This is a genomic window from Mesorhizobium sp. M0808 (genome assembly GCF_040320025.1).
Classification (GTDB): domain Bacteria; phylum Pseudomonadota; class Alphaproteobacteria; order Rhizobiales; family Rhizobiaceae; genus Mesorhizobium.
In genome coordinates this window covers 226,478-233,901 of sequence record NZ_JAMYOX010000007.1, presented here as the reverse complement: position 1 = coordinate 233,901, position 7,424 = coordinate 226,478, and the positions used below count along the sequence as shown (strand labels likewise).

Annotated in this window: 6 protein-coding genes and 1 pseudogene; 2 read left to right on the top strand and 5 right to left on the bottom strand. The window is 62.7% G+C overall.

Annotated features, from left to right (window positions below):
* Window positions 1–40: 40 nt before the first annotated feature.
* Together NKI25_RS12575 and NKI25_RS12570 are read right to left on the bottom strand one after the other, a co-directional pair.
* Window positions 41–280, bottom strand: a pseudogene (locus tag NKI25_RS12575) (hypothetical protein); the annotation flags it as partial.
* Window positions 281–293: 13 nt separating this feature from the next.
* Window positions 294–581 carry an FAD assembly factor SdhE gene (locus NKI25_RS12570; protein ID WP_023680023.1) on the bottom strand — a complete coding sequence of 96 codons (288 nt, stop codon included), beginning with the start codon at window positions 579–581 and terminating at the stop codon, window positions 294–296.
* Between the two features lie 91 nt (window positions 582–672).
* Between NKI25_RS12570 and recG the strand changes: the two genes are divergently transcribed.
* Window positions 673–2,781, top strand: coding sequence for an ATP-dependent DNA helicase RecG (gene recG, locus NKI25_RS12565; RefSeq protein WP_352594485.1), 2,109 nt, complete (start codon window positions 673–675; stop codon window positions 2,779–2,781).
* On the opposite strand, the gene NKI25_RS12560 is transcribed toward recG, so the two are convergent.
* Both NKI25_RS12560 and glmS read right to left on the bottom strand, forming a co-directional pair.
* Window positions 2,733–3,485, bottom strand: a complete 753-nt coding sequence (locus NKI25_RS12560; RefSeq protein ID WP_023680026.1) for a DUF502 domain-containing protein — start codon at window positions 3,483–3,485, stop codon at window positions 2,733–2,735. The genes recG and NKI25_RS12560 overlap by 49 nt on opposite strands.
* An 80-nt stretch (window positions 3,486–3,565) precedes the next feature.
* Window positions 3,566–5,389, bottom strand: a complete 1,824-nt coding sequence (gene glmS / locus NKI25_RS12555) for a glutamine--fructose-6-phosphate transaminase (isomerizing) (protein WP_352455656.1) — start codon at window positions 5,387–5,389, stop codon at window positions 3,566–3,568.
* 227 nt (window positions 5,390–5,616) lie between these two features.
* Here glmS and NKI25_RS12550 point away from each other — a divergent pair, with 227 nt between their 5' ends.
* Window positions 5,617–5,970 carry an ADP-ribosylation/crystallin J1 gene (locus NKI25_RS12550; protein WP_352594486.1) on the top strand — a complete coding sequence of 118 codons (354 nt, stop codon included), beginning with the start codon at window positions 5,617–5,619 and terminating at the stop codon, window positions 5,968–5,970.
* A gap of 1 nt (window position 5,971) precedes the next feature.
* Here the strand turns inward: NKI25_RS12550 and glmU are convergent, their stop codons facing one another.
* Window positions 5,972–7,333 (bottom strand): bifunctional UDP-N-acetylglucosamine diphosphorylase/glucosamine-1-phosphate N-acetyltransferase GlmU, encoded by a 1,362-nt coding sequence (glmU, locus tag NKI25_RS12545; protein ID WP_352594487.1) that lies wholly within the window; start codon window positions 7,331–7,333, stop codon window positions 5,972–5,974.
* Between the last annotated feature and the right edge of the window lie 91 nt (window positions 7,334–7,424).

Below are 7,424 nucleotides of genomic sequence, written 5' to 3'. Positions count from 1 at the left end.
GCCTTGCGGCGGCATCGGCGCCGCCCGAGACGCGGTCTTAAGGCAGGCAGTCCCAGGCCGGCAGTTCCAGCACCGGCAGGCCCGGCGCGGCAAAGGCAAGCGCCTCGACGATCGCCGGCAGGCGCTGGCCGTCGCGCGCCACGAACAGCACCGGCTTGTCGAGGGCGATCTCGTGCGCAGCCTGCACCAGCGCAAAGGCTTCGTAGCCGTCGGCGACGCCATCGACGATGAACTGGCCGGCGCGGCCTTTCGGCAGACCGATCGTGGGGATAAGGCTCATGGCTACACGTTGTTCAGAAGGTCATCTCCCGGCGCGAAGCCAGGATTTTTTGCAGGACGGCACAGTCGATATCCGCCGGAACCGGGCGTTCGCCAGTGACGAGAGGCAGGAATTCGGTGTCGGGAATGTCGAGGAGCCTCTCATATTGGTCGATTTCGTCGCCGGTCAAGGCGCCGATCTCGGCGTCGGCGAAGCTGCCGAGTATAAGGTCCATCTCGCGCATGCCGCGGTGCCACGAACGAAACAGAAGCTTGCGGCGGCGGGCATCGAGCCCCTCGCTTGATCGTTTCGTTCCGGTCATCTTGCAACATCCTTGCCCAGGCGGCGCATATAGCGTGGATAGAAGGCGGTGTCAGCCTTGCGCTACAGTCGCCGCAACATAAGCTGACATCATGCGTCCCTCCCTCCTCGATCCGCTGTTTGTCCCGATCACCTCGCTTGTCGGGGTCGGGCCAAAAGTTGGCGCCCTGATCGAAAAAGTCGTAGCAGCCGACCTCGGCGACCGGGCCGCGCGCGCCGGGGACCTCTTGTTCGTGCTGCCGCATACTGTCATCGACCGCCGCAACCGGCCCGGCATCGCCGGCTCGGCCGAGGGCGCCATCGTCACACTCGATGTATGCATCGACCGCCACCAGCCGCCGCCACGCGGCAACAGGTCGGTCCCGTACCGAGTCTACGCCCATGACGACACCGGCGAGATCGCGCTGACCTTCTTCCATGCCCATGCCGCCTATCTCGAAAAAGCAATGCCCGTAGGCGAGCATGTCGTCGTCTCCGGCCGCATGGAATGGTTCAACGGCCGCCCGACCATGGTTCATCCCGACCATATCGCACTTGCCGGCGACACGGAAAACCTTCCCTTGGTCGAGCCGGTCTATCCGCTGACCGCCGGGCTCTCTGGCAAGGTGCTGCGCCGGGCGATTGGCCAGGCGCTGGCCCGCCTGCCGGTGCTGCCCGAATGGCAGGACGGTGAGTTCCGGCGCCGCCATGCCTTTCCTGCTTTCAGCGATGCGCTCAACCGCATCCACAATCCTGCCGACCCGATCGACGTCTCTGTCGACGGCGCAGCGTGGCGGCGCCTTGCCTATGACGAGTTCTTGGCCGGCCAGGTATCGCTGGCGCTGGTGCGGGCCAAGGTCCGCCGATTATCTGGCCGGCCACTCGTCGGCGACGGCCGCATAGTCGAACAACTGCGCGTGGCACTCCCCTATTCGCTGACCATGTCGCAGGAAATGGCGCTTGCCGAAATCAACGCCGATCTCGGTGACCCCGAACGCATGCTGCGCCTTTTGCAGGGCGATGTCGGCTCCGGCAAGACGGTGGTCGCGCTGCTTGCCATGGCGCGTGCCGTCGAGGCCGGCGGCCAGGCGGCATTGATGGCGCCGACCGAAATCCTGGCGCGCCAGCATCTGGCAACGATTGCGCCGTTGGCGGAACGGGCCGGCCTGCGTGTCGCCGTCCTCACAGGTCGCGAAAAGGGCCGCGAGCGTGCCGACACGCTGACCGGGCTGGCCAATGGTGACATCGACATCGTCGTCGGCACCCATGCGCTGTTCCAGGAAACGGTGACGTTCCGTGACCTCGTGTTCGCCGTCGTCGACGAGCAGCACCGTTTCGGTGTCCACCAGCGCCTTGCGATCACCGCCAAGGGCGACGCGCCCGACATGCTGGTGATGACGGCAACGCCGATACCGCGGACGCTGGTGCTGACTGCATTCGGCGACATGGATGTGTCGAAGCTGACGGAAAAGCCGGCCGGCCGCCAGCCGATCCGCACCGTCACCTTGCCGCTTGAACGGCTCGACGAACTGATCGGACGCATGCTCGACGCCGTCGCCGATGGCCAGAAAATCTACTGGATCTGTCCGCTGGTCGAGGAATCCGAGGAGATCAAGCTGATGTCGGCCGAGGACCGTTTTGCCTCGCTGGAGCCGCTGTTCGGCGACCGCATCGGCCTGGTGCACGGCCGCATGAAAGGCACCGACAAAGACGAGGCGATGCGCGCCTTCAAGCAGGGTGACACCCGTATCCTGATCGCCACCACAGTGATCGAGGTCGGCGTCGATGTGCCTGATGCGACAATCATGGTTATCGAGCATGCCGAGCGTTTTGGCCTTACCCAGTTGCACCAATTGCGCGGCCGGGTCGGGCGTGGCGACAAGCCTTCATCGTGCGTGCTGCTCTACAAGGATCCGCTCGGCGAGACGGCAAAACGCCGTTTGTCGGTAATGCGCGAGACCGAGGACGGCTTCCGTATCGCCGAAGAGGATCTGAAGCTGCGCGGCGAAGGCGAGTTGCTCGGCACCCGCCAGTCCGGCACGCCGGGCTTCCAGGTGGCGCGCATCGAGGCGCATGCCGACCTGCTCGAGGCCGCTCGGGACGATGCGCGGCTGATCCTGTCGCGCGATCCGGAATTGCAGTCCGATCGCGGCACGGCGCTGCGCCTGTTGCTCTATCTGTTCGGCCGCGACGAGGCCGTGCGGCTCCTGCGTGCCGGCTGAGGCATCGTGTCGAGCGGAGGATTGGCAAGCGCGCCGTGGATCTGCTCGCCGTTCACCGTCACCATTTTGACTGCCGGCGCCACCAGGCCGGCCGAAACGATCAGCTTGGCTCCGTCCTCGATCGTCATGTCGAGCAGCACGATGTCGGATTTCGGCACATACATCAAAAAGCCCGTCGTCGGATTGGGCGTACACGGCATGAACACGGCAATCAGCGGATCGCCTTCCCGGTCGAGCTTCTGGTTGATCTCGGTTTCTTTCTCGCTGGCGACGAAGACAAGCGACCAGACCCCTTTACGCGGATATTCGACCAACCCGACCTGGCGGAACATGTCGCCCTTGTTCGACAGCACGGTCTCGAAAATCTGCTTCAGCGAACGGTAGATGCCGCGCACCAGCGGCATGCGGCCAAGCAGGCGCTCGCCGAAGTTGACGATGGCGCGGCCAACGATATTGGCGGTCATAAAGCCGATGAAGGTGATGAGGATCAAGGCAACGATCAGCCCAAAACCCGGCACTGGAAACGGCAGGTAGGTGTCCGGATTGTAGCGTACCGGAATGTAGGGTTTCACCCAGGAATCGACCCAGCCGATCAGCGACCAGGCAATGTAGGCAGTAATCGCCAGCGGCGCGCAAACGACGAAGCCGGTCAGGAAATAGTTTCTCAGCCGGGTCATGCCTGAGGTCTTGAGAGCATCCGACATGGTTCACCGCAGCGTGTGTTTGCAGCGCGACACTACTGAACCCCAAGGCGCTTTGGAATGGCGAAGTTTTTAAACGAGACCTATTCCACCGTTACCGATTTCGCCAGGTTGCGAGGCTGGTCGACATCCGTGCCCATGAACACGGCGGTGAAATAGGCGAGCATCTGGATCGGCAGCGCGTAGATGATCGGCGAGATGATTTCCGGCACGTCCGGCAAAACGATCGTCTCCATCGTCTTCACCGTAGCGTGTGCGGCGCCCTTGCTGTCGGTGATCAGGATGATCTTGCCGCCGCGTGCCGCGACCTCCTGCATGTTCGACACGGTCTTTTCGAAGATGCGGTCATGCGGCGCGATGACGATGACGGGCATGTTCTCGTCGATCAGCGCGATCGGGCCGTGTTTCAACTCGCCGGCAGCATAGCCTTCGGCATGGATGTAGGAGATCTCCTTGAGCTTCAGCGCACCTTCCATGGCCAGCGGAAAATTGGTGTCACGGCCGAGATAAAGCACATTCTTGTAGTGCGAGAGGTCGCGCGCGACCTTTTCGATCTGCCCGTCGAGCTTTAGCACCTGGTTCGCATAACGCGGCGCTTCCGACAGCTCGCGTATCAGCGTTTTCTCCTGCTCCTGCGAAATCGTTCCGCGCGCCACGCCCGCCCGCACCGCCAGCGAGGCCAGCACGGAAAGCTGGCAGGTGAACGCCTTGGTCGAAGCGACGCCGATCTCCGGGCCGGCCAACGTCGGCAGGATGACGTCGGATTCGCGCGCCATGGTCGATTCGCGCACATTGACGACCGCGCCGATCTTCATGCCGGCCTTGCGGCAGTAGCGCAGCGACGCCAGCGTGTCGGCGGTCTCACCCGATTGCGAGATGAAGAAAGCGGCATCGTTCTTCGACAGCGGCATCTCGCGGTAGCGGAACTCCGAAGCGACATCGATGTCGACCGGCAGCCGCGCATAGCGCTCGAACCAGTATTTGCTGATCAGCCCGGCGAGATAGGCGGTGCCGCAGGCCGAGATCGCCAGCCGGTCGATCTTGGCGAAATCGAACGGCAGGTCGAGCGGCTTCGAGACGCCGCTGACGAAATCAACATAATGCGCCAGCGTGTGCGAGATCACTTCCGGCTGCTCATGGATTTCCTTTTCCATGAAATGGCGGCGGTTGCCTTTGTCGACCATGAAGCTCGTGCTGAGCGACTGTTGGCGTTTGCGGTCGACCTTGTTGCCGCCCATGTCGAAGATATCGACCTCGTTGCGGCGCACCACCGCCCAGTCGCCGTCTTCCAGATAGGTGATCGAATTGGTGAAAGGGGCAAGCGCAATGGCGTCGGAGCCAAGGAACATCTGGCCGTCGCCATGACCGACCGCGAGCGGCGGGCCATTGCGCGCGCCGACGATCAGATCCTCGTCGCCCTTGAACATGATGGCGAGCGCAAAGGCGCCTTCCAGCCGCTTCAGTGCCTTGTGCGCCGCCTCAACCGGCTTCAGCCCCTTGGCCAGTTCGCGCGCCACCAGATGAGCGACGACTTCGGTATCGGTCTGCGAGGCGAAACTGTAGCCGTCGCGCATCAGCTCGTCGCGCAATTCGGCGAAATTCTCGATGATCCCGTTATGGACGATGGCGACGCCGTCGGAAAAATGCGGATGCGCATTGCTCTCGTTCGGAACGCCATGTGTGGCCCAGCGCGTGTGGCCGATGCCGATCATGCCGTCGAGCGGTTCGTCCTTCAGCCGGCGCTCGAGATTGACCAGCTTGCCCTCGGCACGGCGGCGGTCAAGCCTGCCGTGCTCGATCGTGGCGACGCCGGCCGAGTCATAGCCGCGATATTCGAGCCTTTTCAGCGCATCGACGATAAGCGGCGCGACCGGCGAGTTACCGACAATTCCAACGATACCGCACATGGCGCTTGCCCCCGATTCCGACCTCAAACCCGGCGCTATTTAGAGACTGCCGGGCTGTCGCGAAAAATCACATTCCATTTCGTCCGGTATCAGCCGGACTATCCTGCACAGATGCACCATGACAGGGCGCACTTGCAATCCGGTTACTGCAATTGCTCAGTTTCTCCGCTTATGTATCCTATCTCGCCTCAACGGCTCCAGAAATCAGTCAAAGACATGATGCGGCTATGAACGAACGAATTGACACGGTGACGCTTTGGCGTCCGGTCGGCCCCCGCGAATTGGAGTTGATCCAGAAGGCAGGGATGCGCGCCTTTCCTCCTCGACTTGCCGATCAGCCGATCTTCTATCCGGTCACCAGCGAGGCCTATGCCACCCAGATCGCCCGAGACTGGAATGTGCCCGCGAGCGGATCAGGTTTCGTGACGCGTTTCGAGGTGCGTCGCAGCTTTCTGGACCGTTACAGCGTCCAGCATGCCGGCAGCCGGGCGCATCTGGAATACTGGATCCCGGCCGAAGACCTGTCGGCCTTCAACGATGCAATCGTTGGCGAAATCCAGCTTGTCGCCGAGTTCCGCTAGTCTACCCTTTTTTGCGGGCCGCCGCGGCCTGAGAAAAACGCTCTCGCAACTCCTTGCCCTTGCCGGCTAGAGTCCGCTGGCGGGCGCGGCCGAAGGCCAGCGCATCGTCGGGTACGCTTTCTGTGATGACGCTGCCCGAGGCGATGTAGCCGCCCTTGCCGATCGACACCGGCGCCACCAGCGAGGAGTTCGAGCCTATGAAGGCGCCCTCGCCGATATCGGTGAAGAATTTCGAATAGCCGTCATAATTGCAGGTGATGGTGCCGGCGCCGATATTGGCGCCGGCGCCGATGCGGGCATCGCCGATATAGGTCAGATGGTTGACCTTGGCGCCCTCTTCGACGATCGCCTGCTTGACCTCGCAGAAATTGCCGACCTTGGCCTTGGTTCTCAGATCGGCCCCGGGCCGCAGCCGCGCGAACGGCCCGACATCGCAATTCGACGCGATGGTGGCGCCTTCGATATGGCTGAAGGCATGGATCTTGGCCCCCGTGGCGATTTTCACGCCCGGCCCGAACCAGACATTGGGTTCGACGATCGTATCGGCGCCGATCTCGGTGTCGTGCGAGAAGAACACGGTTTCGGGCGCGATCAGCGTAACGCCAGAAAGCATCGCCTCGCGCCGGCGGCGCTGCTGCCAGATATCTTCCGCCTGGGCAAGCTCGGCACGGTTGTTAATGCCGAGCGCGTTCTCGAAACTGGCTTCGGTGGCGACGACATCAAGTCCCTGCGCAGCGGCGATCTCGACGATGTCGGTGAGATAATACTCGCCCTTGGCGTTCTTGCTGCCGACTTGATCGAGCAGCTTCAGCGCGTGCCTGCCGGCGACCGCCATCAGCCCGCCATTGCAGAAGGTGATTTTCTTCTCCTCGTCCGAGCAGTCCTTCTCCTCGCGGATGGCCACGAGCTTGCCGGCCTTTTCGATAAGCCGGCCGTAGCCCGAAGGATTTTCCGTACGGAAGCCGACCACGACGACGGCCGCACCTTCCGCCAGCTTCAGCCGCGCCGCCGCGAGCGCTTCCGGATCGATCAACGGCGTGTCGCCAAACATCACCAAGATGTCGTCATAACCTTTTGATATTGCTGCGCGTGCGGCAAGCACGGCGTGCGCGGTGCCGAGACGTTTTTCCTGGACGAAAGCCTCGGCCTTCGGCGCAAACTTGAGTGCCGCCTTGCGCATCTCATCGGCGCCATGGCCGATCACCAGCGCCAACTCGCCGCTGCCGGCGGCTTCGGCCGCCTTGACGACATGGGCAACCATCGGCAGGCCGGCGATTGTGTGCAGCACTTTCGGCACTGCACTCTTCATGCGCGTGCCTTCGCCGGCGGCGAGGATGATGGACAGGCAGGTTCTCTGGCTCATGGGATGGCAACCGTTGAAAGGGGTCTGGAATCGAAGCGTTAGTAGCACTGGCGCCATGCTGCACCAATGCGGTTAAATTCCGGTGAGACGG

Bases quoted from the DNA above. Each gene is read 5' to 3' on its own strand.
- recG (WP_352594485.1), top strand. From the start codon at position 673: ATGCGTCCCTCCCTCCTCGATCCGCTGTTTGTCCCGATCACCTCGCTT.
- NKI25_RS12570 (WP_023680023.1), bottom strand. From the start codon at position 581: ATGACCGGAACGAAACGATCAAGCGAGGGGCTCGATGCCCGCCGCCGC.
- NKI25_RS12560 (WP_023680026.1), bottom strand. From the start codon at position 3,485: ATGTCGGATGCTCTCAAGACCTCAGGCATGACCCGGCTGAGAAACTAT.
- NKI25_RS12550 (WP_352594486.1), top strand. From the start codon at position 5,617: ATGAACGAACGAATTGACACGGTGACGCTTTGGCGTCCGGTCGGCCCC.
- glmS (WP_352455656.1), bottom strand. From the start codon at position 5,389: ATGTGCGGTATCGTTGGAATTGTCGGTAACTCGCCGGTCGCGCCGCTT.
- glmU (WP_352594487.1), bottom strand. From the start codon at position 7,333: ATGAGCCAGAGAACCTGCCTGTCCATCATCCTCGCCGCCGGCGAAGGC.